We start from the raw sequence: 26010 nt of genomic DNA, 5'->3' as shown, positions 1-26010 counted from the left end.
TTATGAGGAGTCTAAAGATGATGGCGTGTCCGCGGCGTTGAGCGCTTCACACTCGTTCCCTTCAATCATTTGCATTGGTTTGTAACATCTTATTAGCTGCTTCTATCTTTTATGCCACAAAAAAGACCTTCTCAGCGCGGAGAAGGTCTGCGGTTATCCATATCTTGAATAGCATACATCGGCAAGCGGGAAAAATAGAAGTCTTTATGTTGTCGGATGAATTGATGATAGGAGTCAACAAGAAAATCTTTCTTTTGATAAATGAGGCCGTAGAAGTATTTATAAAATGCAGTCTGTTTTTCAGGCTTCCACACAGGGTAGCGTTTTCTAGCGTTGCCTGTCTGTCCAAGCTGGAACTCGATATAAGCGAGTGCATACGGATCATCTGTCACGAACCTGTGCGGCAGATCAAAGTGAGCAGCTACAATCGGCAGCACTTGCCTCTCAAGAAGCGGGGCAAGAAACGTAATATCGTATTGTTTAGCTAACTTACTTCCTTCAGCTAGATGTGAAAAGCTCGCAATCTTGTCATCAAAGAGGAATGTCAATCCCATCTTATAATGCTGCATCGCTCGCTGGCCTGGCAAATATGTATGATCTAAAACATTGCTGCTGTGCTTTCGGGCAATGATTAACTCGTTTCGCTTCCAATGATATTGGAATAGCAGTTTTTCTAATCGAACCTTCATCATATGCTGCAGCATATAATCTTTAATATGCAGGATTGTCTCCTGAAGATCGTCGAGATAATGACCGAGAATATAGTAATCAGACCAATAGAAGTGCTGATAAATCTTGCCGATTAGTATAAGTGCCTTTGCCTCTGGATAGTCAGCACAAACTCGGCTCGTTTGTCGTTCATATTCGTCCCCTGGCAGTTTGTATATTTGGTACTGAATAATCAACTCATATAATTGGGCATATGATTTATTGCGCGCGTGTGAGGATTGTTTATTTTTGTCAATTAGCAGCTGCAGTTCTTTTTCATAGAAATTCATCCCCAGGAAATCTATTCCCGCCAGCTGTACGTCAGCGGAAGCGGATTGTAAACAAAATCTGGCGGCTAAGTCGGCAGTCTGCTTCACCTCATGGCTCGGCTCTGCCAGCTGGATAAACGACCATAGGTCTGTCATCCGGCCAGATGCCGCAGATAACTTGCCCAAGTCAATCGCTTCTTTACATGCACTAGATTGATTCAACTTACTTTTCTCCTCTCACATTTCCCAATATTACCCCCACAAAGTCACTTGACTTCGACTTTTGATTTATGCATGACACCTTTACATTATTCCATCTTTTCAGATAATTACAACCTCTTTCAAGTTTGATTCGTTCGACAAATTACTGCTTTTCCTATTCATTTTGCAGGGCGGCTTTTTGCCTAAAACGTCGAATAGTACGTGTAGATAAAATAGCAAATACACAAAAACTCCCAGATAATTAAAAAGCAATGTATCGTTGATTAAGAGACAGAAAAAAACCGAACTCCTGTAAATCCTGTTGCGGATTCACCTAGCAGTTCGGTTTTTTTTAGTTCATTTTACTTGCTTCAAATCAAGTTTGTGCGGAAGAGCGAGAAGATGTTGCATCTTCTTCTGGCTGCTTCTCGTCATCTTGCTTAGGTGCTTCTTCTTCACCAGCGTCAGGCTTTGGCTCTTCTTCATCTTCAGAAGGTGCTGCCTCTGCATCTGCGTTCTCATCTGCTGGCGCTTCTGCTTCTGCATCCGTGTTTTCATCAGCTGGTGCTTCTGTATCTGCTTGCTGTTGTTCCGTCTGACCAGCTGTATCTGCTGCATCTTCTTGTACTGATTCAGCTTTTGCTTCTTGAAGCTTGCTTACAGGCTGATTTAGGAATGTTTCTGGATTCACGGCTGTATCACCGTTACGAACTTCAAAGTGTACGTGCGTTGCTTTATCTTTAGCAAACAAGCTTTGTCCAGCTGCTGCTAATACATCGCCTTGCTTCACTTCTTGACCTGCTTCAACTTTTACATCTTCCAAGCTGGCATAATACGTTGTAACACCATTCTTATGCTCTAGCTGCACAACATTGCCGTGCAAAGCGTCTTCTTTTACTTCTGTGACAGTCCCGCTTAATGCTGCGAGAACTTCAAACGAACCGCCATCGGCTGCAGCGTAATCCACTCCGGTGCTTTGGTAGTATTTGTTGTCGTAGAGTACGAGTGCATTCTCTTGGGATTCGCTGTCTGCGTTGTGGTCATAGAACTTCGTTACGACTGTTGCTTCTGCATCTTCTGCTACAGGCGACTTCACAACTTCATCCTGTTCTGCTACAGGAGTTGCTTCCTCATTATCATCGAAAGATAGAGAGTCGAAGATACCTTTGTCTTCTTCTGCCTGATCAGCGTCATTCGTGCCGCTTTGATACCACAATACCGCGGTCAGAAGCAAAGCGGAAATACCAAGATACAATGCTGGGAAAAACCATTTTTTACGGAAAAGACGTTTCCATTTGGATTTTGAAACGTTATTTTTTTCCTTCATAGATCATCACCTCTGCAACCATTGTGGTCACAAAGCTAGATTCCTATACCTTCTATGCAGAAAAAAATTCCAATACTTATTTAGATACTAATTTCGCTCCATTTGCCGGCAGTTTACTAATCTCCGTATCCGTATAGTAGTGTGTCAGGATATCTTGATAAGACTTGCCCTCACCCGCCATACCATTGGCACCATATTGACTCATCCCAACACCGTGGCCGTATCCTTTCGTCTCAAAAATAAGATGACCATCTTTCATTGATATGGTGAAATCTGTCGATTTGAGTTCCAGCTTTTGCCGGACGTCTCTGCCAGTGAACTGCTTGCCGCCAATTTCTACTTCCGCAACGCGCTGGCTGTCCGTACGCTTCAAATTACCTGGCGGCTCATTTGGATTGATTGTCACTCCTAGCAGTTTCTCCACTTCCGTTATCTCAAATATCTTTTGGTCAGCAAATTTAGGAGATTGCTTATCCCATGGACTTGCGACTGATTTTAAATACGGCAGAGCATTTTCCCAATAATCTTCTGCATTTTCGGTAAAGCCATTACTTGTGGAGAAGAAAGACGGGGTGATTGGTTCCCCTTGATAGGTAAGTATCTCTCCGCTGGTTGCTTCCACCGCTTTAGTCAGCTTCTCCATTTTCTTATCGTATTCTTTGCCCCATGTCCGCCTGAGCTCTTCATCATTTTTATATACTTGATGACTGACTGTGTCAGATACTTCAATTGCTTCTGGCTCTTCTGCCTGATGATCTTCCATATGACGTACAACAAAGGTTCGCGCTGCAACTGCTTGTGCTTTGAGTGCTTCCAGTTCGAAATCAGCCGGCATTTCAGATGCCACAACGCGCATCACATAGGTTTCCAAAGGCACGGTTTCTACCGTATTGCTCGCTGTCCGGCTCACCTCGACTGCCACATTAGCTGTTTCCTTCACTTGCTTTTCTTGTTCCATTGCTGTCGCCGTCCTCTCACTGCCGCCAGGGTCTATAAATGGTACTACAATTAACGTAGGGAGTGCCACAATGACAGCAAACAAACAGGCAATGAGCATGCTGATGAGAATATGTGACTTCAGGCGGCGTTTCGATCTGCTTTTTTTGGACATAGAGGACCTCCTTATCTGACTGGTCTACTCTTTACTCTATGTAACTGACAGGGAATGCTAGAACATTTGCGCCTAAAAAAATAGAGTGCTCCATGCACTCTATCAGCTCCAATATCTTCTAACCGCACAAAGCTCGGTTTCATACACCGTACCTGCCAAGTTCAAAACTTCAATTCGCCTGCCTGTCTTCGGCGCATGCAGCATCTGCCCATCCCCATAATAAAAGCCAACATGATGTACACGACCTTCCCCTTTCTCATAAGCAAAAAATAATAAGTCGCCAGGCTCTGCCTGATTCAAAGGAATGGAATTGCCTTGCAAACATTGCGCACTTGCATCACGCGGAATGGTGTAGCCGCCAGCAAGATGCATATTGTAGGTGAACCCTGAGCAATCGTAGCCCCAGCTGCTCATGCCGCCCCATATATAATCCAAACCTAAAAATTGCTCTCCGTACTTGAGCAACTCCATTCCACTGGCAGCTCGTTGTGTCCAGAAGCTGCTCGCTGATTTCGAGATGATTCCCGGACCGTATGAGGTTAGAACTTTATAAGCTAATGGCGTATCTTCTATATAAGGCAATCTGGTCAAAAAGCTGAGCGGGACAATTTCACGTTTTTTTTCCAGGAAGAGATTCGTCTGCTTCGCCCGCACCTCAATCTGCCGTTCTGTTTTCGGAAGCGGTGATGCGAGCTGATGCGCTGGTATCCAGCCAGGATAGCCGTTTGCATCTTTTGGTGTTGCTTGAGACGGAACGACCACTTTCACCCAATCTTCTCTTCGGTCCACTTGCCATACTGACGTTCCGAAAAGAAGCTGTGATTGAACCAGATTATTCTCATGCAGCTCTAAACGGTCTGTATGCGAGAGCTGATGCACCCATGCTGATGGATCAGCGGGGTTAGCAATAATAGGGGCATCTCCTTGTCGGGGAGCAGCCGGATTTGTCCACAGATTAGCGACAGCTACTGCCACGGTATATTCTTTCATGTCACAATCTCCGCTAGTGTATTTACAGATATAATACCAAGTCCTGGCGTTTCGTTGAGTATCAGCTTGCTTCCTTCATACTGCACACCACCTGTTACGATATCCTTCTGCAGCATGAGCGGCGCATCAAAATCGACTCGTGTGACATGCAGCTGACTGGCAGCCAGGTGAGCGGCCGCGCTGATCCCGATACGAGATTCAATCATACAGCCAACCATGCATTCCACGCCATATGTCCGGGCGATGCGGGCGATGTCTAAGCTCGGCTGCAGACCGCCTGCTTTCATTAACTTGATATTTAGCAAATCAACTGCCCGCATTTCCAGTAATGTGCATGCATCTTGGGGAGAAAACAAACTTTCATCTGCCATAATCGGTGTTTGCACATGCTGGGTCACATATTGTAAGCCTCGCAGGTCTGCTGCTTGGACGGGCTGTTCTACCAGCTCGATATCTAATCCAATCTCCTCCATTCGGCTGATTGCGCGGACGGCTGTTTTGCTGTCCCAGCCTTGATTGGCATCTAGCCGAAGTACGACGTCTTTTCCTACTGTTTCCCGTATGGCTTGGAGCCGTTTGATATCCGAATCTATATCATCTTTGCCAACCTTAACCTTTAAAGTATGAAATCCTTCTTTCACATATGCCGCTGCGTCTATAGCCATTTCTGTCGGCTCGTTTACACTCACTGTGTAGTCTGTCTCCAGCGTCTGACGCGCCCCGCCAAGCAGCTGAAAAAGCGGCATCCCGCTATATTGGGCAATGCAATCATGCAGTGCAATATCGACTGCCGCTTTTGCACTTGTATTGCCGATGATGCAAGACTGCAGTTTTCCAAACAATGTGTCACGCTCCAACAGCGACATTCCAATTATGCTTGGCTTGATAACCGCTTCAATGCTGTAACGGATACTCGCCAAGCTGTCACCGGTAATAACATGTGTTGGCGGAGCCTCCCCCCAACCGACAATCCCATCATCTGTCGTCACCTTTACCACAATTGCTTCTGCTTCCGTCACAGTGCGGAGTGCTGTCTTAAACAGTTTCTTTAGCGGAACGCGCGTCTGAAACAAATCGATTCGCTCGACTTTCACGCTGATACCCCTGCCTTTACACGCAATACTTTTGCTTCTGTATCCATTGTTGCTTCTGTTCCAAGCGGAACTGTAATATTCGGATTGCAATGGCCAATCCGGAACCCTTTCATAACTGGCTTTTGCAATTCGGTCAAATAATCAACAAAAACTTGATCATAAGAGAGCAAGTTCTCTGGGTCTTCCGGGATGCTAGTTCTAAAATCACCGATGATAATACCATTGGCACTATCCAGCTTGCCTGCCTGCTTCAATTGATTCAGCATGCTGTCAACTCGATAAGGCGGCTCCTCAATATCCTCTAACAGAAGCAGCTTTCCGGCGGTATCAATTTCATCCGGCGTGCCGAGTGTACTGATCAGCAAAGACAAATTGCCGCCAACCAGCGGTCCGGCAGCTTTGCCATGGACAATTGCTTCAAGCGGAGAGATTGCTGACGTATAAACAACATCTGTTGGAGTGAAAAACTGCTGGAGCAAATCATAACTTAGTTTGGCGAAATCAGATTCGCCCATGTCAGAAGCAACCATTGGTCCATGGAAAGTAACCAGACCAGTCCGCTGCCGTATGCTCGTATGTAAATACGTAATATCGCTGTATCCAAGCAGCACTTTCGGCTTTTGTTTAATAAGTTGATAGTCTACCAAGTCGGCGATTCTTCCGCTCCCATATCCGCCCCGAGCACAGATAATGCCTTTGACCTCATCATCTTGGAACATCCGATTCAGGTCAGCTGCACGATCAGCATCACTGCCGGCCAGATAACCATATTTGTCATACACATGTTTTCCTAGCTTAACAGTAACACCAAGTGATTCCACTATCTCAAGCCCTCGCAACAGTTCCTCTTGTTTAACAGGACCTGCTGGGGCAACGATTCCAATTGTATTTCCTTTTTTCCATGCAGACGGCTTCATGCGCGCATCTCCTCCTCCATTTATATGTATGGGGTGACAGACGGAAAAGAAGTGGTTTTCACCACTTCTTCCGCGTCTGCCCTATTCGATATCAGCCCACTTCAACTCTAAATAACCGACCGGGTGCATCACGACATTTTTTACATGTGGTTTTTGCAGGTACACATGCTGGTAAAAATGCAATGGCATAATCGGCATTTCATCCAACAAGATCTTTTCAGCTTCCATCAGCATCTCAAAGCGCTTCGTTTCATCACTCTCTGTCTTGGAATCTGCAATTAACTTATCATACTGTTCATTGGACCAGCCTGTACGGTTCGAAGAAGATTCGGTCGTAAAGCTTTCCAGGAAGTTGACAGGATCCCCGTAATCCGCCAAGAAAGAGCCGCGGAAAAGCTGGTACACAAGCTTGGTCTGCTCTTCGCTGAACACACTCGATTCGACAGTCTGCAGCTCCACATCAACACCTAAGTTGTCTGACAGCATACTTTGGATTCCTTCCGCCAAGCGTTCATTGGCTGTATTTGTTCCGTACGTTAAGGTGACGGCCGGCAGCTCACCCCAGCCTTCTTCATCCATTCCTTCTGCAAGCAATTTTTTCGCTTCTTCCGGATCATCTTGAACTAAGTCGCCATTTTCTTCACGGAAATCACCGCCGCTTGGTGTTTCAAAGCCATACGGTACGAACCCGCGAGCCGGCTGTTCCCCAATACCGCGAATAAACTCCGCAATATCATCACGGTTCATTGCCATCGCAAACGCTTTGCGAATCTTTTCATTGGTGAATGGTTCTTTTTGAACGTTGAATCGTAAGAATTGATCGCCCGCCTGTACCTCTGTCACCAGCTCTTCGCTGTCCATTAAATCTTTGGCATTGTCAGCTGGAATTGACGAACGATCCAAGTCTCCGCTTTGATACATTTGATACTCCGTATTCGTATCTGCTACCATTGCCCAGTTCACTTGATCGAGTTTTACCGTATCCGCATCCCAGTATTCTGGATTTTTAGCCATGATAAGCTCTTTGTCATGCGACCAGCTGTCAATTTTAAAAGGCCCATTGCTCACATAGCTTTCCGCTTCAGCAAACCATTCTGGGTTTTCCTTCGCCGCCTTTTCATTTACCGGGAAGAATGCCGGATTAGTGAGCAAATTCAGGAAGTAGCCAGTCGGTGATGTCAGCGTTACTTCAAATGTTTTGTCGTCCACTGCCTTGATGGCGACATCATCAGCACGACCTTCACCGCTGTTATATGCTTCTGCTCCTTCAATAACATACGCTAAAAATGCGGGCTGATAAGCTTGCTCCGGATCGAGCATATGCTTCCATGCATAAACGAAGTCATTTGCTGTTACACTTTCGCCATTGGACCATTTGGCATCGTCACGTAAATAGAATGTATACACTTTGCCGTCTTCACTAACATCCCAGTTTTCCGCCATGGCCGCCTGCGGCTGATGATTTTCATCCAGACGTGTCAGGCCTTCCATTAAGTTGTTCACCATAACCCAAGAAACACTATCGAAACCTTCTGGAGGATCAAGGGAAGTAGGTTCCTGCCCATTGTTGAGACGCAATACCTTCTTCTCCTCCCCATCTCCTTCGCCGCCGCTTCCGCCAGTATTGTTATTCGCGGTACAAGCAGCTAGCAAAAGAACACATGCAGCCAAACAAGCAATAATGGACATTTTCCAGTTTCTTTTCATCTCTTTTCCCCCTTTAGCGTTTCATCAGACTGGCTGCTCTAGTGGCTCGTGCATCCTGCAGCCAGCATTCTACTTGATGTGAGGCTGATAAATTGGTTGCAGGCGGATACACGTTCGCGCACACTTGCATCGCATGGGCGCATCGAGCGGTAAATGGACAGCCTTGTGGCGGTGCGAACAAATCTGGCGGTGTACCATCAATCGGCTGGAGTACTGCTTCTTGCATATCAAGCCGCGGGACAGAATGCAGTAAGCCAATTGTGTACGGATGCTGTGGATTATAAAAGATAGCGTCTTTGTCGCCGGTTTCTACAATCTTGCCGCCATACATGACAGCAACCCGGTCCGCTACTCGGGCCACAACCCCTAAATCATGTGTTACAAGAATAATAGATACACCTGTTTTTTCCTGAATCTCACTGAACAGCTCCATGATTTGCGCTTGGATGGTCACATCAAGTGCTGTTGTTGGTTCATCTGCAATTAAAAGATCTGGTTCACAAATAAGTGCCATCGCGATTACAATGCGCTGCCGCATCCCACCGCTGAATTGATGCGGATACTGCTTGAATCTGTTATCCGGTTCAGCTATTCCTACAAGGCGGAGCATATCCATCGCTTTTTGCTTTGCGCTATCGGCGCTTATCGATGTATGCTGTTTTAACCCTTCTGTCAGCTGATCACCAACAGTTAATGTCGGATTAAGTGCTGTCATCGGGTCTTGGAAAATCATCGAGATATCTACACCGCGGATCGCACGCATCTCCTTTTTTGACGTTTGTACTAAATCTCTGCCTTTGAATTGGATGGATCCTTTTACAATTTTGCCCGGCGGCGACGGTATCAGCTGCATGATGCTATTGCTCGTCACACTCTTTCCGCTGCCGGATTCTCCGACAATGGCAAGTGTTTCTCCTTTGTTCAAATACAGACTCACGCCTCGGACAGCCTGCACGGTTCCGCCGTATGTCGTGAAATGTACGTGCAAATCTTCAATTTCAAGTATCTTTTCCATGTTGTCATCTCCTCAGCTTTGGGTCGAATGCATCCCGCAAGCCATCACCAAGTACGTTGAAGGCGAACATCGTCAAACTGATGAATAGCGCTGGGAAAAATAACAGCCACCAATCTCCAGAAAGAATGGCAGACAAGCCATCATTGGCCATCGATCCCCAACTGGCATTCGGCGCTTGGATTCCCAAGCCAAGGAAGCTGAGGAATGCTTCCGCGAATATGGCGGACGGAACAGTCAATGTAATTTGTACGATAATTGGCCCCATTGTATTCGGCAAAAGATTTCTTCGGATGATTCGAGCTGTACTGGCTCCAAGTGTTTTGGAAGCAAGCACATATTCATAATTTCGCAGCTGCATCACCTGACCCCGTACAATTCTCGCCATTCCGATCCAGCCCGTAATTGTTAAAGCAATGATAATCGTAAACAAGCTCGGTCCCATTACGACAAGCAACAAAATGACAACAAGCAAATGCGGCAGTCCGTAAAGCACCTCAATAATGCGCATCATTGTACTGTCGATACGACCGCCTTTGTAGCCCGCAATGCCGCCGTAAATGATACCAATAAAGAAATCGATTAAAGCGGCAGCTATCCCCACAAACAACGACACACGCGCCCCATACCATAAGCGGGTAAACACATCACGCCCTAAACTGTCTGTACCGAACCAATGCGCTGCTGTAGGTGCCAGGTTTTGGTTTCGCAAAGCTCCTTCTGAAATGGAATATGGCGAAAGAATTGGCGCGAATATTGCGGCAAGGATTAATACGATTAAAAAGAATAAACCCGTTACAGCCAATCGATTTTTCTTCAGACGAATCCACGCATCTTTATAAAAGGACAGACTAGGTCGAGAAACTTCTTCCGCTTTGTTTAAATCCTTCTCGATTGGCTGAAACCATTCATCTGGTATTTGCTGTACTGCTGTTTCGATTGGGCGATTAAGTCGTTCCATCGTTAGCTGCCTCCTTTCTTGTGCAGCTTAATACGCGGATCCAGGATGCTGTAAACGATGTCAACTAAGAACAGCATGAAGATAAGAAAAGCACTGTAAAATACAGTCGTACCCATAATGACCGGGTAATCGCGGTTATTGATGCTTTCTACGAAATACTTTCCCATTCCTGGAATCGCAAAAATCCGCTCAATTACAAATGTACCTGTAAGAATAGCCGCTACAAGCGTTCCCAATATCGTCACAACAGGCATTAGCGCATTGCGCAGTGCATGCTTGATAACAATCTTTGCTGGTGACAGTCCTTTGGCACGGGCCGTTTTGATATAGTCTTGTGTTAATACCTCCAGCATGCTGGACCTTGTCAGTCTTGCAATAATCGCGGTAGGACCAGTTGCCAGCGCAATAATCGGCATAATCATATGCATAGGGGAAGACCAAGTCGCGGCGGGCAATAGCTGCAGATTAACAGCAAGCTGCTGAATTAATAAGGTAGCCAAAATAAAGTTCGGCACCGAGATACCAAGCACAGCTAGTGTCATCGCTATATAATCAATCATGCCATTATGCTTTAGTGCTGCCAGCACACCTAACGTGATACCAGATAATAGTGCAATCATAATTGTCCACATCCCAAGCTCGGCTGAAATTGGAAACCCTCTGCTCAGGAGATCATTTACCGTTTCGGTCGGCTGTTTGATAGATGGACCAAAATCAAATGTCACCAACGATTTGAGCCAAATACCGTATTGAGTGAGCATCGGTTCATCGAGGTGATAATGGGCGTTCAAGTTTTCCTGGACAGCTTCGCTCGTACTTCGATCCTGCGTTGTGAATGGATTACCAGGTATACTGTGCATCAAGATGAAGGTCATGGTCGCAATTACGAAGATTGTTGCAATCATAATCAGAAATCGGCGAATTAGATAAATCGCCATAAGCTCCTCACTCCTCACGGAAGATCGTATGCAGCGAGCGCCAATCTGCTCAAAGCACGCAAGCTGCTTTAATTATTCTTTTACGATTTAAATCTAGCTGCATCAGCGTATTAGATGGAAGCGGAACCTGCTTTCCATCTCTTGATTGATTTCGTTGCTTTGACCACAGAAACATGAAATTTCTCATCATGTAGTTCTAATTGGAAGCGTTTTCACTTATCTTTACTAGTAAATAAGCCTCTTCATGTAACTTTGTTATTTTCCTTTGAATCTGTGTATCTGACTGCTAATCGCGCATCAAGCAAGAATCGCCCTGTTTGCAACTAGTATGCCTAGGGTTGCAGCCATATGTATAATCTAATAACGCTGGGATGCTTGGCATGTGCTGCCGAATGTACCCCCCTTCCATTAAATTTCAGCATTTGGTGAATTTTCTAATTATTATAGCACAGCCTATCTAGGTTAGGAAGGCAGTTTCCGTTATTGTGCGGAAGGTTATCTTACAAAAGCCAAAAAAATAAGCCCCTTTTTAAGAGGCTTACTGCTATTTTCCTTTAATATGTTGTTTCTTCTACAGCTGCTGCTGCTTCTTCGAAAACTTCGTCATTAACGCGCTCAATCTCCGCACCCAGCATAGCAAGCTTTCCGTGGAAATTGACATATCCGCGATCCAAATGCTTCAGTTCCGTGACGCGTGTATAACCATCGGAAATTAATCCTGCTAGAATTAGAGCTGCTCCAGCACGAAGGTCTGTTGCGGCAACTTCAGCACCTTGCAGATTGGTCGGGCCTTCCATGATCACGCTGCGACCTTCAATCTTAATATTTGCATTCATGCGGCGGAATTCTTCCACGTGCATGAAACGATTCTCGAAAACAGTTTCTGTAATAATGCTAGTGCCTTCTGCACAAAGCATCAATGCCATCATCTGCGATTGCATGTCAGTCGGGAATCCTGGGTGTGGCAATGTTTTAACATCCGTTGCTGTTAATTTTTCAGGACCGATGACATGAATTCCATTCGCTTTCTCTTTAATGGATACACCCATCTCTTCCATTTTGGCAGCAAGCGCACTTACATGCTCCATCTCCACGCCTTCAATCAGGACATCACCCTTGGTAATCGCTGCGGCAACCATGAATGTTCCCGCTTCAATGCGGTCACCAATCATTGTATGCTCAGCACCAACTAATTCTTCGACACCTTCGATCCGGATTGTTTCCGTACCGGCACCGACAATCTTGGCACCCATCTTATTCAAGTAGTTAGCCAAATCGACAATCTCCGGTTCTTTCGCGCAATTCTCCAGAATCGTCGTTCCTTCAGCCAATGCGGCAGCCATAATGATGTTCTCTGTCGCACCGACACTTGGTACATCCAAATAGATTTTAGCACCTTGCAGGCGGCCTTTTGTACGTAATTCTACATAGCCATTTCCTACTTGCACTTTTGCTCCCATCGCTTCGAACCCTTTCAGGTGCTGATCGATAGGTCTGGATCCAATTGCGCATCCGCCTGGCAATGCAACTTTCGCATGACCAAAACGAGCCAGCAATGGTCCGAGTACCAACACAGATGCACGCATCTTCCGAACATACTCGAAAGGCGCTTCTGTCGTCATTGGCTTGGCTGCATCAACAGTGATTGTACCATCGCTGAAATTAACCTCAGCATTCATGCTGCGCAGCACTTCATTAATCGTATAAACATCGGCTAAAGCCGGAACATTGTGAATAACACTTTTCCCTCTACTTGCAACTATACTTGCTGCGATGACAGGCAGTACGGCATTTTTCGCACCTTCGACCTTGACAGATCCCTTCAGCTGCCTTCCACCACGGACGATGATTTTTTCCAAGTTTCATTCTCCTCCGCGTCCAATTTCACTATATTAATATTCAGTCGTTATGATAGGCGTTCCTACAGTTACTGTTGATTGCCCATTCCCTTCATGTAATGCAAGCTGGACATTCATGTTGTCTGCTAAGGAACGGCTGGCTTTCAATTGTGTTGTATACCCTGTTGTAGTCGTGTAGACATTATCTTTCATATTCGTGAGTTGTTGAACATCTAATTTTTTCATGACATTCTGAAACAAAATATCCTCGCTTATTTTATCACCGAAACCCGCTTTCAGACAAGCGAATTTTTTTGCATTACTCGTGAAATATCGGGATTCTGCCTCAGCTGTCAAGTCTTGGACAAATGCTTGCGCCTTATCCGTCCATTCTGAACCGGAAACAGTATAAACAATTTCCGCTTGATACGTCTTATCAGTCGGTACTACTAGCAATATACGTTCGACAGCAGCAAATTGTTTATGGGGGGTATGTACCACAAATTTTGCAGCATTTTCCGAAATTTCCTTGGAAATATGTCCATGCTTCTCTATTAATGTCAAAACATCTTGTATTTCGTGCTGTGAAACAGCTTCTCGGACCGTAACCTCATACTGAAGCAGGTCCGCTCCTTCACTTTTCAAAACATCGTACATCCGATTAACATCCTTTGTAACTTGCACTGTTTCTGCTGCATATGACTCTATACCATAACCGATAAGCATACATATAATTACGATTAATGCGAGGTAATGTTTCATTTTTGTTTCTCCCCTGTCCCTGTCTTGTTAGGAACAGTATGAACACAAATACGATTACATATACAGAGCCTGCTAGATTAATAGAATGAATAGGAGTGATGTTTGACCTTACTTACTAGTATCGTTCTGGATCTGCTCGGTCTAGCCTGCTAGAATAAGTACTGAAGCTGCTTCGTCCAACTTACTAATTGAAGAAATACATTGCTGACCGTTGTACCTATAACAATAGTCAAAAAGATAATTAGCATTCTCGCTTCAAACACTTTTCCTTTTTTTATTAATGCGTCTACATTGACCCCCATCAATATACGCCATGTAAGTGCCATAAAAGCAATGTGGGAAGCAATCCCAAGCATCGCATCCTGGCCTAATACAGCAAACATATGCTACACTCCTTAGCGGATAAGCAGAAATATGCTGACTTTCTTGTCACATAATACCTAGTTATCCTAATTTCCGTACTTTTAAACACGTTTCATCAAATTATACCGGTAATCTTCCTGATTTGCTATAATTATTGCCCAGGAAATAGACCTTAGGATAAAAAAACAGCATCCCTTGTCGGAATGCTGTTTTTTCATTATCGGGAATGTGACGCGACCTCAAGTCGGTTGATTGCCCGGTTAAGCGCCTGTTCAGCGCGGATTTGGTCTAAGTTAGCCTGCTTGTCCTGCAGACGTTTCTCAGCGCGTTTCTTCGCCTGTTCTGCACGGTCCACATCAATATCAGCTGCGCTTTCGGCAGTCTGAGCAAGAATTGTGATCCTGTCTGGACGGACTTCAAGAAATCCGCCGCTGACAGCAACATAATCCGTGCGGCCTTTAATCTGTAGACGAACCGAACTAACCTTCAATGGCGCTACAAGCGGAATGTGTCCTGGCAAAATACCAAGTTCACCATTCTCCGCTGTACAGCTAACCATTTCATAGTCTGCTTCCAGAACAGGGCCATCAGGAGTAACAATACTGGTTGTTACGGTACTCATCCGGAGCCCCTCCTATCCTACTATTACATGATTGCTGCTTATTAGTTAACGCCAGCTTTTTCAAGCACTTCTTCAATACGCCCAACAAGACGGAAAGCATCTTCCGGTACATTGTCGTATTTGCCTTCAAGAATTCCTTTGAAGCCTGCAACTGTTTCTTTAACAGGTACATAAGAACCTTTTTGGTCTGTGAATTGCTCGGCAACGTGGAAGTTCTGTGAAAGGAAGAACTGCACACGACGTGCACGAGAAACGACAAGTTTATCTTCTTCACTCAGCTCATCCATACCGAGGATAGCAATGATATCCTGCAGTTCACGGTAGCGCTGCAACGTTTGCTGCACTTGTCGTGCTACTTGGTAATGCTCTTCTCCAACAATTGCAGGATCTAATGCGCGAGAAGTGGAAGCAAGCGGATCTACCGCAGGGTAAATACCTTGCTCAGAAAGCTTACGATCCAAGTTCGTCGTCGCATCAAGGTGTGCGAAAGTTGTTGCCGGAGCCGGGTCTGTATAGTCATCCGCTGGTACATATACTGCTTGGATCGATGTTACAGAACCTACGTTTGTTGATGTAATACGTTCTTGCAGCTGACCCATCTCTGTTGCAAGTGTCGGCTGATAACCTACTGCTGATGGCATACGGCCAAGCAATGCGGAAACCTCAGAACCTGCTTGTGTGAAACGGAAGATGTTATCGATGAACAGAAGTACGTCCTGACCTTCTTGGTCACGGAAGTGCTCTGCCATTGTCAAACCAGTCAAGGCAACACGCATACGCGCCCCTGGCGGCTCGTTCATCTGACCGAATACCATTGCTGTTTTTGTAATAACACCAGAATCCTTCATCTCGAAGTACAAGTCGTTACCTTCACGTGTACGCTCTCCAACACCAGCGAATACGGAAATACCGCCGTGCTCTTGTGCGATGTTGTTGATCAATTCCTGAATTAGTACCGTTTTACCTACTCCGGCACCACCGAAGAGTCCGATCTTACCACCCTTGATGTAAGGAGCAAGCAAGTCAACAACTTTAATACCCGTTTCCAGAATTTGTGTTTCTGTTGCAAGATTCTCAAATTCTGGTGCTTCGCGGTGAATTGGATCTCTTTTGATTTCGCCTTGCATAGGCTCGTCCAAATCAATTGTTTCACCTAATACGTTGAAAATACGTCCTAGTGTAGCTTCGCCTACAGGCACACTGATTGCTGCTCCTGTATCCACTACTTCTTTTCCGCGCTGTAAGCCTTCTGTGGAAGACATCGCGATTGTACGAACACTGTCATCACCAAGATGAAGTGCTACCTCCAATGTGAGGGTAGACGTTTCATTTATTTGGACAACAAGTGCATTATAGATGGCAGGCAGGTGGCCGTTTGGGAAACGTACGTCCACAACCGGTCCCGTAACCTGTGTAATGATACCATTGCTCATCTGGAACCCTCCTATCTTAATCCTTATGATTGCAGCGCTGCCGCTCCGCCGACAATCTCACTGATCTCTTGTGTAATAGCTGCTTGTCGTGCGCGGTTGAAGGTTAGCGTCAGATCATCAATTCGTTCGTTTGCATTATCTGTCGCTGCTCTCATTGCCGTCATACGTGCTGCGTGCTCACTTGCTTTCGCATCGAGCAGGGCGCCGTAGATCAAGCTCTCCGCGTACTGAGGCAGCAATACTTTAAGAATACCTTCTGCATCCGGTTCGAACTCGTACATACTTTGTACAGAACGTCCGCTTTCCGGCGTAATATCTGTTAATGGAAGCAGCTTCTGAGAAGTAACCTCCTGGGAAATAGCGCTGTTGAAATGATTGTAGAATAAGACCAATTCATCGATCTCTTCTTCCAGGAACATTTCTACAGCTTCGGATGCAATCTGCTTGATATCAGCAAAATCCGGCTGATCAGGCAGACCGATGATTTCTTTAGCGATCGGCAGGTTGTTCTTTTTGAAGAAGTCCCGGCCGAAACGACCTGCAGCAATCACCGTGTATTCATCCGTTGACGTGTGCTGGTGCTGAATTGTGCGGTAAACTTCTCGAATGACGTTGTTGTTGTATCCGCCAGCCAATCCGCGATCGGCAGTGATAACAAGGTAACCCGTCTTCTTGACAGCCCGCGTTTGCAGCATTGGATGTGTGGCATCACCTGAAGCAGCGATTTGTGACACAACCTCTTGCATCTTTTCACTATATGGCACGAAAGCTTTCGCATTCTGCTCCGCTCGTGTCAACTTAGAAGCGGATACCATCTGCATTGCATTCGTAATCTGTTTAGTCTTTTTTGTAGAGTTAATTTTACTTTGAATATCTCTTAAGGATGCCAAGGCGCATGCAGCCTCCCTTCGCTAAGGAATACGTGCAGCATTCCGTTATTTATAAAGCATTATTTTACGACGAAAGTTTTCTTGAATTCCTCGATCGCACTGTTAAGCTTGTCAGAATCTGCTGGCTTACCAGTTTCGCGGATGCCTTTCAGCAATTCTGCTTGATTTGCAGCGAACCATGTATGGAATTCATTCTCGAAGCTCACGACTTGTTCTACAGGGATATCATCTAAGAATCCGTTAACCAATGCATAAATGATTGTAACCTGCTTCTCTACTGAAAGCGGCTGATGTAAGCCTTGTTTCAGTACTTCTACTGTACGAGCACCGCGGTTTAAGCGAGCTTGTGTAGAAGCATCCAAGTCAGATCCGAATTGGGCAAAGGATTCCAGTTCACGGAATGCAGCCAAATCAAGACGCAATGTTCCGGCAACCTTCTTCATTGCCTTGATTTGTGCAGAACCACCTACACGAGATACCGATAGACCTGGGTTAATCGCAGGACGTACACCGGAGAAGAACAGGTCAGATTGCAAGAAGATCTGTCCGTCTGTGATTGAGATAACGTTTGTTGGGATATAAGCAGAAATATCGCCTGCTTGTGTTTCAACGAATGGCAATGCAGTAATAGAACCGCCGCCTTTTGCATCACTAAGCTTCGCTGCACGCTCCAATAGACGGGAGTGCAAGTAGAATACATCCCCTGGGAATGCTTCACGACCTGGAGGACGACGAAGAAGCAAGGAAAGCTCACGGTATGCTGCTGCCTGTTTAGAAAGGTCATCATACACGATTAGGACGTGCTTGCCGTTGTACATGAACTCCTCACCCATTGCAACACCAGAATAAGGTGACAAGTAAAGCAATGGTGCTGGATCAGATGCACCCGCAGCAACGACGATTGTATAATCAAGTGCGCCATGCTTACGTAGTGTTTCTACTGTACCGCGGATTGTTGATTCTTTCTGACCAATTGCAACGTAGATACAGATCATATCTTGATCGTGCTGGTTTAGAATCGCATCGATTGCAACAGATGTTTTACCAGTCTGACGGTCACCGATGATCAGCTCACGCTGCCCGCGGCCGATTGGCACAAGTGCATCGATTGCTTTAATACCAGTCTGAAGCGGCTCATCTACTGATTTACGGTCCATTACACCAGGAGCTGGTGCTTCGATTGGACGAGTTTTGCTTGTTTCGATTGGACCTTTGCCATCGATTGGCTGTCCTAGTGGGTTAACGACGCGGCCGATTAATTCATCACCTACAGGAACCTGCATAATACGACCTGTACGACGTACTTCGTCACCTTCACGGATGCCTCTGTATTCACCTAGAATAACAACACCGACGTTTGATTCTTCCAAGTTTTGTGCAAGTCCCATGACACCATTTGAGAACTCGATAAGTTCTCCGGACATAACATTATCCAGGCCATGGACACGTGCGATACCGTCACCAACTTGAATAACAGTACCTACATCACTTACTTCTATTTCAGTGTCATAATTCTCGATTTGCTGTTTAATCAATGCACTGATTTCTTCAGCTTTCATGCTCATGCGGTCTCACCTCTATCCTTATTTGCTCACATTTACTAAATTACGTTCGATACGTGTCAGCTTGTTTTTAATCGTGCTGTCGTAGATTGTATTGCCAATCCGTACTTTTAAACCGCCTAGCAGTGTCGGATCAACTTTGTTATCTATAGAAACAGATTTCTTGCCGAGTTTTTGGGCAAATGTCTCAGCTACTGTCTGTTTCTCCATATCAGAAAGTTCACGTACTGAATAAACTGTTGCCTGGGCAGTGCCTTGGCTTTCGTCATACAAAGCTTGAAAGCTGTCTGCAACTTGGGGAATACTATCGATTCGTCCAGCATCCAATAACAGCTTTAATGTATTGCGCACTTCGATGCTTCCAGCAGCGAAGCTTGTTTCAATCAATGCCTTCTTCTTATCTAAGCCAATCTTCGGCTCTGAAAGGAAACGGACAAAAGCAGCATCGTTCTGTGCCACTTGCTTCGCTGTGTGCAATTCGGATCGCACGCTCTCGACGATATCACGATTTACTGCCACTTCGAACAGTGCTTCTGCGTATCGTTTTACAATTGTCACATCACGCATGGCTTATCGCCCCAATTCTTTCACATATTCACTGATAAGCTTGTCTTGATCTTCTGAAGAGATCTCCTTCTCGATGATCTTGCTTGCAATCTGAACGGAAAGGCTTGCCACTTGTGCTTGCAACGCTTGCATTGCTTTTTCTTTTTCATTTGCGATATCTTCCACAGCGGCCTCTTTCAGGCGCTCTGATTCACGGCGTGCTGCAGCAATAATATTTTCTTCCTGCTGCTGCCCGGCTTTTCTTGCTTCTTCTATAATAGCTTGTGCTTCAGCACGTGTTTGTTTCAATTCTTCTGCAGCTGTTTTTGCTGCTGTTTCAGCTTCCTTGCGGCTTGCTTCTGCCATATCGATTTCGTTCGATATGTACTCCTGACGGTCCTGCATGACTTTCAGTAATGGTTTCCATGCGAACTTTTTCAAAAGCAAAAGCAAGATGATAAAGCTGATTAGTTGGACTAACATGCTACCGATAGGTAATCCACCTACTGCAGCACCAATCGTAAGTGTTTGCAACTGTGCCACTCCTTTCGAGCTGAACTGTCATTTTCCCAATCATTCGGGCTTTACAAAAAGAATGGCGAATATTCAAGACATAGAATTTCGCCATTCATTCAAATTATAGAGAGTACTTGCGATAGGTGAATTACATTACCATGAACGCGATAACTAGGGCGAAGATAGGGATAACCTCTACTAGTGCAACCCCGATGTACATTGTCGTTTGAAGTCTTCCAGCAAGTTCTGGCTGTCTAGCGATCCCTTCTACTGTGCGGCTAACGATTAGACCGTTACCAATACCTGCGCCTAGTGCGGCTAAACCAATTGCAATTGCAGCTGCTAATGAACTCATGTTAAATTTCCTCCTTGTATTTAAAAACTGATTAATGTGCTTTTGAAACTTTGTGCGACATGTAAACCATTGTCAGCACTAGGAATATATAAGACTGAATTGTCCCGATGAATAAACTGAAGCCCTGCCATGCGATCATCGGCACGAATGCCGCAATCGTTGTGAATGGCGGATTGACGCCAGCCAGAGACTCCCCAATCAGAGATAACAATACTTCTCCTGCGAAAATGTTACCGAAAAGACGAAGTCCGAGAGTAAGTGTATTCGCCGCTTCTTCGATTAAATTCAAAGGAAGCAGGAACGGCACCGGCCGGATGTAGCCCTTCAGATATTCTTTTCCGCCAAGTATCTTGACACCATAGAAGTTGGTGAGCAAGATGACCATCACTGATAATGTGAGTGTGGATGCTGCATCGGATGTCGGTGATTTCCACCAAAGATCGTGACCTACAACAACCATGATCATGACACCAAGCATGTTACTGATAAAGATGTACATAAAGAGCGTCAAACCCAATGGCAGGAATTGCTTACCTGTTTTCCAGTCCATTGCGTCGCCTATTACTTTCTTTACGAAGTCAACTAGCATCTCCATCACGTTCTGGAAAGCACGAGGTCTGCGCTGCAGATTCCTGCTGCCCAATACACAAATGATAAAGACGATAATAGAGGAGATGATGGTCATCAAAGATGTCGACAAGTTAAAGTCGAGCCATTCGATACCGAATGCATTATTCCACATTGGTGATCCGTGATTCAATTAATTTCACCTCTTTCCTTACTAGTCTTTTAAACTCGTGAAGAAACTATCTATAAAGATAATGATGTAGCCAGCAGCCAAACCAATAACTACTGCGATAAGATGGAAATAAGCGTCAAAACGCAGTGCGAGCATAACTGCAAGCACAGACGCCGCCATGCGGGAAAAGGTGCCTAAGGCAGGCATTCTGCCATGTGATGCAACAGCTTCAGTGAACTGTCTGACTTTCCGTTGGAGAAGCCACATGGAGAAAAAACTGACTGAAGCTCCAAGAAACAAGCCGAGGAAAATGCGCTGGTACGGGGTGAAACCCGCTCCAAGCATCAAAAGTGCCAGTAAATATAGCATCCATTTGCATTGTCGTGCATGTATCATCTTATTGACTTGCTGCATATTCATTACTCCCATGCGTGTAAGACGTACATTTACTGCTTATACTTATGTATGGAAAGCGGTAAATTCGTGAAGCTCTTGGATCGACCTGCAAACCACAAAGTACATATAATTGCTTGTCCACCATTATAGTCTTCTGCATCGGTACATATACTGCTCTGTCTGGGCGCTGCGCGCAAACCACGCCACACACTTGAAGCAGATTATCTACCATGTGCAAGTTATAGAATACAATAGGCTTATTCACAGTGTCAATACAAGATTGTGAAATAACTTACAAAGTTAACAAAAACCTTACACGACAACGTTGGATACGCTTCCACAGAAGTGGTTAAGGAAAGGTCTACCCGTATTAAACGCATAGGCCTTTCCCTATCATTATATCTGATATTCCACACTTTATATATGACAATTTTGTGACACATGCTTCACTCGGCTGTACTATTTCACCCGCATCTGCTCTGACAAATAAAATGGCAGTTCTGCACTTACTAGCTCTCCATCTAATGTACGAAGCTGGATTAATGCCAGGTACTCGCCTTCTCTGCCTGCTTTCTGTTTCGTCATTGTCCCCTTCAGCAGTCCTGGCTCTGCTTGTTTCGCTGTTAACAGCCGCCTCTGGTAGATCAGCGTATTCGGATCATACAAGTCGATTTGCAGAGAAGCCGCTCCTTCAGGCAGGTAAATTTGATAACGGTATTCTCCTCGTCTGGACAATGGCTTCCATTCCATCTCTAAGCCCATTGCTTTCGGGTTGTCCGCTTGCTTTACTACAAATAAATACGGCAGCTTTATATTTTGTTCGCCAATATGAGCAGTTACATATCCTTGGTGAACACCTGATGTCTGAATATCAGGATTGACAGAAATGCCGACTCTTATTCGTTTCGTCTCTTGCGGAGCTAATTCTCGCGGCATTGGCAGCTCCCAGCGTATTCCGGCAGACGCTTTCGGCTGGTCAAAACGAACGGCCTGTCTTTTGCTGCTTGCATTATAAACTGTCAGCTCATATTCGGATCTTTGCTTTGTATCTATCTTCCCAAAGCGAAGCAGTGGATTCTCAATAATAACGGGGGCTTTGATTGCTTTCGCCGGCTGCATCTTGCCCATCCCTTGTTCAATAGGTTTATAAAGACTTCCGTCCGGCTGCAGCAAAGGCTGTGCCGTCGTAAGCAGTGCGCCAATTTGCTGTTCGTTCGTCCATTCTGGATGTGCTTCTTTAACAAGCGCCAGTGCTCCTGCTACATATGGTGCTGCCATACTAGTTCCTTGCAGTGCCTGGTAGCTGGAATCGGGCACCGTACTCCAAACCGGGGCGCCAGGAGCAGCAATCTCGGGCTTGATTGCCCAGTTACGCGTAACAGGGCCTCTGGAGCTGAATGCGGCCATTTGATTTTGCAGCTCTATTTGCTTTGCAGCTAACTGCACTGTTTTTTGGTTTTCCAAAAGCCACTGCCCATCCTGTTTGGTAACTGCAGCTACAGGAATGGTAATCGGGTCCCCCCCATCTTCAAGCGAAGCATTCAATGGTCCTGGCTGGTCGTTGTAAATTAAAACCGCAGCAGCGTTCGCACGCTCAGCCAAGCGAGCTTTTTGCGCAAAAGGTATCTTTCCGCGTTTGAACAGCACGATGCTTCCGGAGGCATCCTTTAGCTTATGCTCACCTGTACCAGCATCTATTACAGGCAGCGTGCGACGCTGCTTCCAGGGAATTGTTCCTTGAAGCGGCTGAATCGGAATCATTTTTTTGTAAAAGCGTTCATATAACACAGCGGTTTTTTGCGGTGTTGTGACTGCACCTACGGATAAGGCCTTTGTAGCGGTAGCTGGGGACCCAACTGTCCAATTGGCTGGTCCTTCATTGCCATTTGCGGTTACAACACTGACACCTAGCTCCACTGCTTTATTTACGGCTAAACTTGTTGGCCAATCAGGACCATTTACGGAACTCCCAAGCGAAAGATTAATAATATCCATCTTATCTTCAACTGCTTTTTCAATTGCAGCGATTACTTGAACCGATGTACCTGTCCCTCCAGGTCCTAGCGCCCGGTAACTATATATGTCGGCATCAGGCGCAATTCCCTTCATATTCCCGTTAGCTCCAATAATGCCAGCTACATGTGTACCGTGAATGGTAGCTCCTTCTTCTTCTGACGGCGTTTCCATCGGATCCTCATCCCAGTCTACCACATCAAAACCGCCTTTAAAGTTGGTTTTCAAATCAGGATGATTATAATCAATTCCAGTGTCAATTATGCCAACTTTGATTCCCTTACCAGTCACACCTGCAGTTTTGGTGCCCAGAAAATCTTCTGTGACAAAAGGTATATCGACTTTCTTAGCTGTCGCTTTATACGTATGTACTTGATGTATGTTCAGTAAATGGCTTTGCTGTGACAATGCATGTAATTGATCATCGGTCGCACGAAGCGCCAGCCCGTGAAACAGCGTATCAAATTCTCCCACCACTTCTATAAATGGGTAGTGCATTTCTACATAATCACGGTAATCAGCAGCATTGCCATCCAATTCTACGATGACTGTCTGCTGTTCTGCTGCCTGTGCTGGCACCTGAAAGCTGATGATAAAAAATGATGACAAAAATAAAATGAACAAACGTTTCACAGGCTCTCCCCCTTTGTGCCATTAGCATGCACGAGAAAGAATCCCCTATACAAAAAACCAGCTGACATTAATCAGCTGGTTTAAAAAAAGCAGGCGGTTCCGTCTGGAATCCGAAATAATATTGAAGATACACTGCAATGCGAACGGAAGCATGTCCATCTCCGTATGGGTTTGATGCTTTCGCCATCGCTTCGTGTGCTTCCCCATCACGCAGCAGGTGATCTGCCATTTTAAAGATATTATCTTCATCGGTTCCGGCAAGTTTCAATGTCCCTGCCTGGATACCTTCCGGCCGCTCTGTTGTATCACGCAGCACCAGAACAGGCACTCCTAAAGAAGGAGCTTCTTCTTGGACGCCGCCCGAGTCCGTTAATATCAAGTAAGAACGGGAAGCAAAATTATGAAAATCAATTAACCCGAGTGGTTCAATCAGCTGAATCCGTTCATGATTACCTAAGATTCGATTCGCTATATCACGAACGGCTGGATTAAGATGAACAGGATAAACAATCATTGTATCCGGATGTGCATCTGCGATTCGTCTGATGGCAGTAAACATATGCTCCATGTTGTCGCCAAGATTTTCTCGCCGGTGTGCCGTTACAAGCACTAAACGCTTTCCAGCAGCTTGTTCCAAAATTGGATGCTCATAACGAGCATCTACAGTCGTCGACATAGCATCAATTGCTGTATTCCCTGTCACAGTTATTGATTCTGTTTTCTTACCTTCATCAAGCAGATTCTGACGCGCCTGGTCAGTTGGTGAAAAGTGCAAATCAGCGATGACACCTGTCAGCTGCCGGTTGAGCTCTTCAGGGAACGGCGAATACTTATTCCACGTACGCAACCCTGCTTCCACATGTCCAACCGGAATCTGGTTATAGTATGCCGCAAGCGAAGCTGCAAAACTTGTCGTTGTATCACCATGGACGAGCACGATATCCGGCTTAACCTCCTGATAAAGCTCATCCAATCCTGCCATCACTTTTGTTGTGATATGCGTGAGGCTCTGACGGGCTTTCATAATATTCAAATCATAATCAGGTGTAATGCCGAATATAGTAAGTACTTGATCGAGCATCTCTCGCTGCTGCGCCGTAACCGTGACAATTGTGTCGAATTGCTCCGTCCGTTTTTGCAGCTCCAGCACGAGCGGCGCCATCTTGACCGCTTCAGGACGTGTCCCGAAGACGAGCATCACTTTCTTTTTATTTGGTACCATACAAACGGTCCCCAGCATCTCCTAGACCTGGAACGATATAGCCATGATCATCAAGCTTCTCATCCATAGCAGCCAAATAAATATCTACATCTGGATGTTCTTTCTGAATCACTTCTACACCCTCAGGTGCAGCAATCAGGCACATCAAGCGAATTTGTTTCGCACCGCGCTTTTTCAAGGAATGAATTGCATCATTCGCAGATCCGCCTGTCGCAAGCATTGGATCAATGACAATCAATTCACGTTCTTCAATATCAGAAGGGAGCTTGATGTAGTACTCCACCGGCTGCATCGTCTCTGGATCACGGTACATGCCGACATGGCCAACACGCGCTGCAGGAATTAGACGCAGGATACCTTCTGTCATACCTAGACCAGCACGCAAGATAGGCACAAGTCCAATCTTTTTCCCAGCAAGTACTTTCGTTTTCGTTTCTACGACAGGTGTCTGGATTGTTGTTTCTTCCATCGGCAGATCCCTTGTAATCTCAAACGCCATTAGCGCCGCGACCTCATCAACCAATTCACGGAATTCCTTCGTACCTGTATTCTTATCACGTATGTACGTAAGCTTATGCTGAATTAATGGATGGTCTAAAACAAAAACATTACTCATTCCCGAACACTCCCTCTAAAAATATTCAAATCTTTACTAGTATACAGAAGATAAAAGCAAAAGAAAAGAGGGACAAAGTAAAGCAGAAGAAACTGTTTAATAGATAAGAAAGACAGATGAGAGAACGGTTATTCTCCCGTATTCCGCCTACGCTAGTCAATGCTTCCGATTCTAATGCAGTTTTAGACCAGACTAAAAAGTCCGAGCTTTGTTTAGCTCTCTTAACTAGCAAAAGCATCCTCTCATATATCTTTTCAAACTTCAGCTTT

General features: G+C 45.4%; 25 protein-coding genes. All 25 read right to left on the bottom strand.

All coding sequences use genetic code 11. The features are described from left to right. Positions 1 to 131: 131 nt before the first annotated feature. The 25 genes from CRO17_RS03335 to upp all read right to left on the bottom strand — a co-directional run bounded on the left by CRO17_RS03335 (position 132) and on the right by upp (position 25741). A complete protein-coding gene (locus CRO17_RS03335) occupies positions 132 to 1199 on the bottom strand; it encodes an AimR family lysis-lysogeny pheromone receptor (protein ID WP_097039226.1) in 1068 nt (355 codons plus the stop codon). Positions 1200 to 1554: 355 nt separating this feature from the next. Further along, the gene (gene spoIIQ / locus CRO17_RS03330; RefSeq protein WP_097039224.1) at positions 1555 to 2505 is read right to left on the bottom strand and encodes a stage II sporulation protein SpoIIQ; all 951 of its coding nucleotides are present in this window, start codon (positions 2503 to 2505) and stop codon (positions 1555 to 1557) included. 76 nt (positions 2506 to 2581) lie between these two features. Continuing rightward, positions 2582 to 3616 carry a stage II sporulation protein D gene (gene spoIID / locus CRO17_RS03325; protein ID WP_097039222.1) on the bottom strand — a complete coding sequence of 345 codons (1035 nt, stop codon included), beginning with the start codon at positions 3614 to 3616 and terminating at the stop codon, positions 2582 to 2584. A gap of 102 nt (positions 3617 to 3718) precedes the next feature. Then, the gene (locus tag CRO17_RS03320) at positions 3719 to 4606 is read right to left on the bottom strand and encodes a C40 family peptidase (RefSeq protein ID WP_097039220.1); all 888 of its coding nucleotides are present in this window, start codon (positions 4604 to 4606) and stop codon (positions 3719 to 3721) included. After that, on the bottom strand, positions 4603 to 5700 hold the full coding sequence (locus CRO17_RS03315; protein ID WP_097039219.1) for a mandelate racemase/muconate lactonizing enzyme family protein: 1098 nt from the start codon (positions 5698 to 5700) through the stop codon (positions 4603 to 4605). Before CRO17_RS03315 ends, CRO17_RS03320 begins: the two co-directional genes overlap by 4 nt. Then, the gene (locus tag CRO17_RS03310; RefSeq protein ID WP_097039217.1) at positions 5697 to 6617 is read right to left on the bottom strand and encodes a S66 peptidase family protein; all 921 of its coding nucleotides are present in this window, start codon (positions 6615 to 6617) and stop codon (positions 5697 to 5699) included. Before CRO17_RS03310 ends, CRO17_RS03315 begins: the two co-directional genes overlap by 4 nt. 81 nt (positions 6618 to 6698) lie before the next feature. Further along, a complete protein-coding gene (locus CRO17_RS03305; protein ID WP_097039215.1) occupies positions 6699 to 8324 on the bottom strand; it encodes a peptide ABC transporter substrate-binding protein in 1626 nt (541 codons plus the stop codon). 13 nt (positions 8325 to 8337) lie between these two features. Continuing rightward, positions 8338 to 9339: an ABC transporter ATP-binding protein gene (locus tag CRO17_RS03300; protein WP_097039213.1), complete on the bottom strand. Its 1002-nt coding sequence runs from the start codon at positions 9337 to 9339 to the stop codon at positions 8338 to 8340. A gap of 4 nt (positions 9340 to 9343) precedes the next feature. Then, positions 9344 to 10297, bottom strand: a complete 954-nt coding sequence (locus CRO17_RS03295) for an ABC transporter permease (RefSeq protein WP_097039211.1) — start codon at positions 10295 to 10297, stop codon at positions 9344 to 9346. 2 nt (positions 10298 to 10299) lie between these two features. Further along, a complete protein-coding gene (locus CRO17_RS03290) occupies positions 10300 to 11235 on the bottom strand; it encodes an ABC transporter permease (RefSeq protein ID WP_097039209.1) in 936 nt (311 codons plus the stop codon). A gap of 554 nt (positions 11236 to 11789) precedes the next feature. Beyond that, the gene (murA, locus tag CRO17_RS03285; protein WP_097039206.1) at positions 11790 to 13094 is read right to left on the bottom strand and encodes a UDP-N-acetylglucosamine 1-carboxyvinyltransferase; all 1305 of its coding nucleotides are present in this window, start codon (positions 13092 to 13094) and stop codon (positions 11790 to 11792) included. Positions 13095 to 13127: 33 nt separating this feature from the next. After that, positions 13128 to 13835, bottom strand: a complete 708-nt coding sequence (locus tag CRO17_RS03280) for a YwmB family TATA-box binding protein (protein WP_097039204.1) — start codon at positions 13833 to 13835, stop codon at positions 13128 to 13130. Positions 13836 to 13984: 149 nt separating this feature from the next. Next, positions 13985 to 14218: a DUF1146 family protein gene (locus CRO17_RS03275; RefSeq protein WP_077307136.1), complete on the bottom strand. Its 234-nt coding sequence runs from the start codon at positions 14216 to 14218 to the stop codon at positions 13985 to 13987. A 197-nt stretch (positions 14219 to 14415) separates the two neighbouring features. Next, positions 14416 to 14820 (bottom strand): F0F1 ATP synthase subunit epsilon, encoded by a 405-nt coding sequence (locus CRO17_RS03270; RefSeq protein ID WP_097039202.1) that lies wholly within the window; start codon positions 14818 to 14820, stop codon positions 14416 to 14418. A 41-nt stretch (positions 14821 to 14861) separates the two neighbouring features. Next, positions 14862 to 16253, bottom strand: coding sequence for a F0F1 ATP synthase subunit beta (gene atpD / locus CRO17_RS03265; RefSeq protein WP_097039200.1), 1392 nt, complete (start codon positions 16251 to 16253; stop codon positions 14862 to 14864). A gap of 23 nt (positions 16254 to 16276) precedes the next feature. Then, positions 16277 to 17143, bottom strand: coding sequence for an ATP synthase F1 subunit gamma (gene atpG, locus CRO17_RS03260; RefSeq protein ID WP_097039198.1), 867 nt, complete (start codon positions 17141 to 17143; stop codon positions 16277 to 16279). 59 nt (positions 17144 to 17202) lie between these two features. Then, the gene (atpA, locus tag CRO17_RS03255) at positions 17203 to 18708 is read right to left on the bottom strand and encodes a F0F1 ATP synthase subunit alpha (protein WP_097039196.1); all 1506 of its coding nucleotides are present in this window, start codon (positions 18706 to 18708) and stop codon (positions 17203 to 17205) included. An 18-nt stretch (positions 18709 to 18726) separates the two neighbouring features. Then, on the bottom strand, positions 18727 to 19272 hold the full coding sequence (locus CRO17_RS03250; RefSeq protein WP_097039194.1) for a F0F1 ATP synthase subunit delta: 546 nt from the start codon (positions 19270 to 19272) through the stop codon (positions 18727 to 18729). Between the two features lie 3 nt (positions 19273 to 19275). Beyond that, the gene (gene atpF, locus CRO17_RS03245) at positions 19276 to 19785 is read right to left on the bottom strand and encodes a F0F1 ATP synthase subunit B (protein WP_425444388.1); all 510 of its coding nucleotides are present in this window, start codon (positions 19783 to 19785) and stop codon (positions 19276 to 19278) included. Positions 19786 to 19915: 130 nt separating this feature from the next. Next, entirely contained in the window at positions 19916 to 20122 is a 207-nt protein-coding gene (gene atpE / locus CRO17_RS03240; RefSeq protein ID WP_077307123.1) for a F0F1 ATP synthase subunit C, read from the bottom strand. A gap of 31 nt (positions 20123 to 20153) precedes the next feature. Further along, complete coding sequence (atpB, locus tag CRO17_RS03235; RefSeq protein ID WP_077307121.1) at positions 20154 to 20882, bottom strand: F0F1 ATP synthase subunit A; 729 nt, start codon at positions 20880 to 20882, stop codon at positions 20154 to 20156. Between the two features lie 21 nt (positions 20883 to 20903). Continuing rightward, positions 20904 to 21275: an ATP synthase subunit I gene (locus CRO17_RS03230; protein ID WP_097039192.1), complete on the bottom strand. Its 372-nt coding sequence runs from the start codon at positions 21273 to 21275 to the stop codon at positions 20904 to 20906. A gap of 441 nt (positions 21276 to 21716) precedes the next feature. Beyond that, entirely contained in the window at positions 21717 to 23903 is a 2187-nt protein-coding gene (locus CRO17_RS03225) for a S8 family serine peptidase (protein ID WP_097039190.1), read from the bottom strand. A gap of 67 nt (positions 23904 to 23970) precedes the next feature. Continuing rightward, positions 23971 to 25125 (bottom strand): non-hydrolyzing UDP-N-acetylglucosamine 2-epimerase, encoded by a 1155-nt coding sequence (gene wecB / locus CRO17_RS03220; RefSeq protein WP_097039187.1) that lies wholly within the window; start codon positions 25123 to 25125, stop codon positions 23971 to 23973. Next, a complete protein-coding gene (gene upp, locus CRO17_RS03215; protein ID WP_077307114.1) occupies positions 25112 to 25741 on the bottom strand; it encodes a uracil phosphoribosyltransferase in 630 nt (209 codons plus the stop codon). Before upp ends, wecB begins: the two co-directional genes overlap by 14 nt. Positions 25742 to 26010: the final 269 nt, after the last annotated feature.

The sequence above is a fragment of the Terribacillus aidingensis genome, from assembly GCF_900215625.1.
Taxonomy (GTDB): Bacteria; Bacillota; Bacilli; order Bacillales; family Amphibacillaceae; genus Terribacillus; species Terribacillus aidingensis.
Note: the sequence above shows the minus strand (reverse complement) of the source record. Positions and strands in the feature narration are given on the sequence as shown.

Coding starts and splice junctions, on each gene's coding strand:
- upp (WP_077307114.1), bottom strand. CDS start 25,741: ATGAGTAATGTTTTTGTTTTAGACCATCCATTAATTCAGCATAAGCTT.
- CRO17_RS03290 (WP_097039209.1), bottom strand. CDS start 11,235: ATGGCGATTTATCTAATTCGCCGATTTCTGATTATGATTGCAACAATC.
- CRO17_RS03250 (WP_097039194.1), bottom strand. CDS start 19,272: ATGCGTGATGTGACAATTGTAAAACGATACGCAGAAGCACTGTTCGAA.
- atpD (WP_097039200.1), bottom strand. CDS start 16,253: ATGAGCAATGGTATCATTACACAGGTTACGGGACCGGTTGTGGACGTA.
- CRO17_RS03300 (WP_097039213.1), bottom strand. CDS start 9,339: ATGGAAAAGATACTTGAAATTGAAGATTTGCACGTACATTTCACGACA.
- spoIIQ (WP_097039224.1), bottom strand. CDS start 2,505: ATGAAGGAAAAAAATAACGTTTCAAAATCCAAATGGAAACGTCTTTTC.
- atpE (WP_077307123.1), bottom strand. CDS start 20,122: ATGAGTTCATTAGCAGCTGCAATTGCAATTGGTTTAGCCGCACTAGGC.
- CRO17_RS03305 (WP_097039215.1), bottom strand. CDS start 8,324: ATGAAAAGAAACTGGAAAATGTCCATTATTGCTTGTTTGGCTGCATGT.
- CRO17_RS03230 (WP_097039192.1), bottom strand. CDS start 21,275: ATGCAGCAAGTCAATAAGATGATACATGCACGACAATGCAAATGGATG.
- CRO17_RS03310 (WP_097039217.1), bottom strand. CDS start 6,617: ATGAAGCCGTCTGCATGGAAAAAAGGAAATACAATTGGAATCGTTGCC.
- CRO17_RS03280 (WP_097039204.1), bottom strand. CDS start 13,835: ATGAAACATTACCTCGCATTAATCGTAATTATATGTATGCTTATCGGT.
- wecB (WP_097039187.1), bottom strand. CDS start 25,125: ATGGTACCAAATAAAAAGAAAGTGATGCTCGTCTTCGGGACACGTCCT.
- CRO17_RS03270 (WP_097039202.1), bottom strand. CDS start 14,820: ATGAGTACCGTAACAACCAGTATTGTTACTCCTGATGGCCCTGTTCTG.
- CRO17_RS03320 (WP_097039220.1), bottom strand. CDS start 4,606: ATGAAAGAATATACCGTGGCAGTAGCTGTCGCTAATCTGTGGACAAAT.
- CRO17_RS03295 (WP_097039211.1), bottom strand. CDS start 10,297: ATGGAACGACTTAATCGCCCAATCGAAACAGCAGTACAGCAAATACCA.
- CRO17_RS03275 (WP_077307136.1), bottom strand. CDS start 14,218: ATGTTTGCTGTATTAGGCCAGGATGCGATGCTTGGGATTGCTTCCCAC.
- spoIID (WP_097039222.1), bottom strand. CDS start 3,616: ATGTCCAAAAAAAGCAGATCGAAACGCCGCCTGAAGTCACATATTCTC.
- atpA (WP_097039196.1), bottom strand. CDS start 18,708: ATGAGCATGAAAGCTGAAGAAATCAGTGCATTGATTAAACAGCAAATC.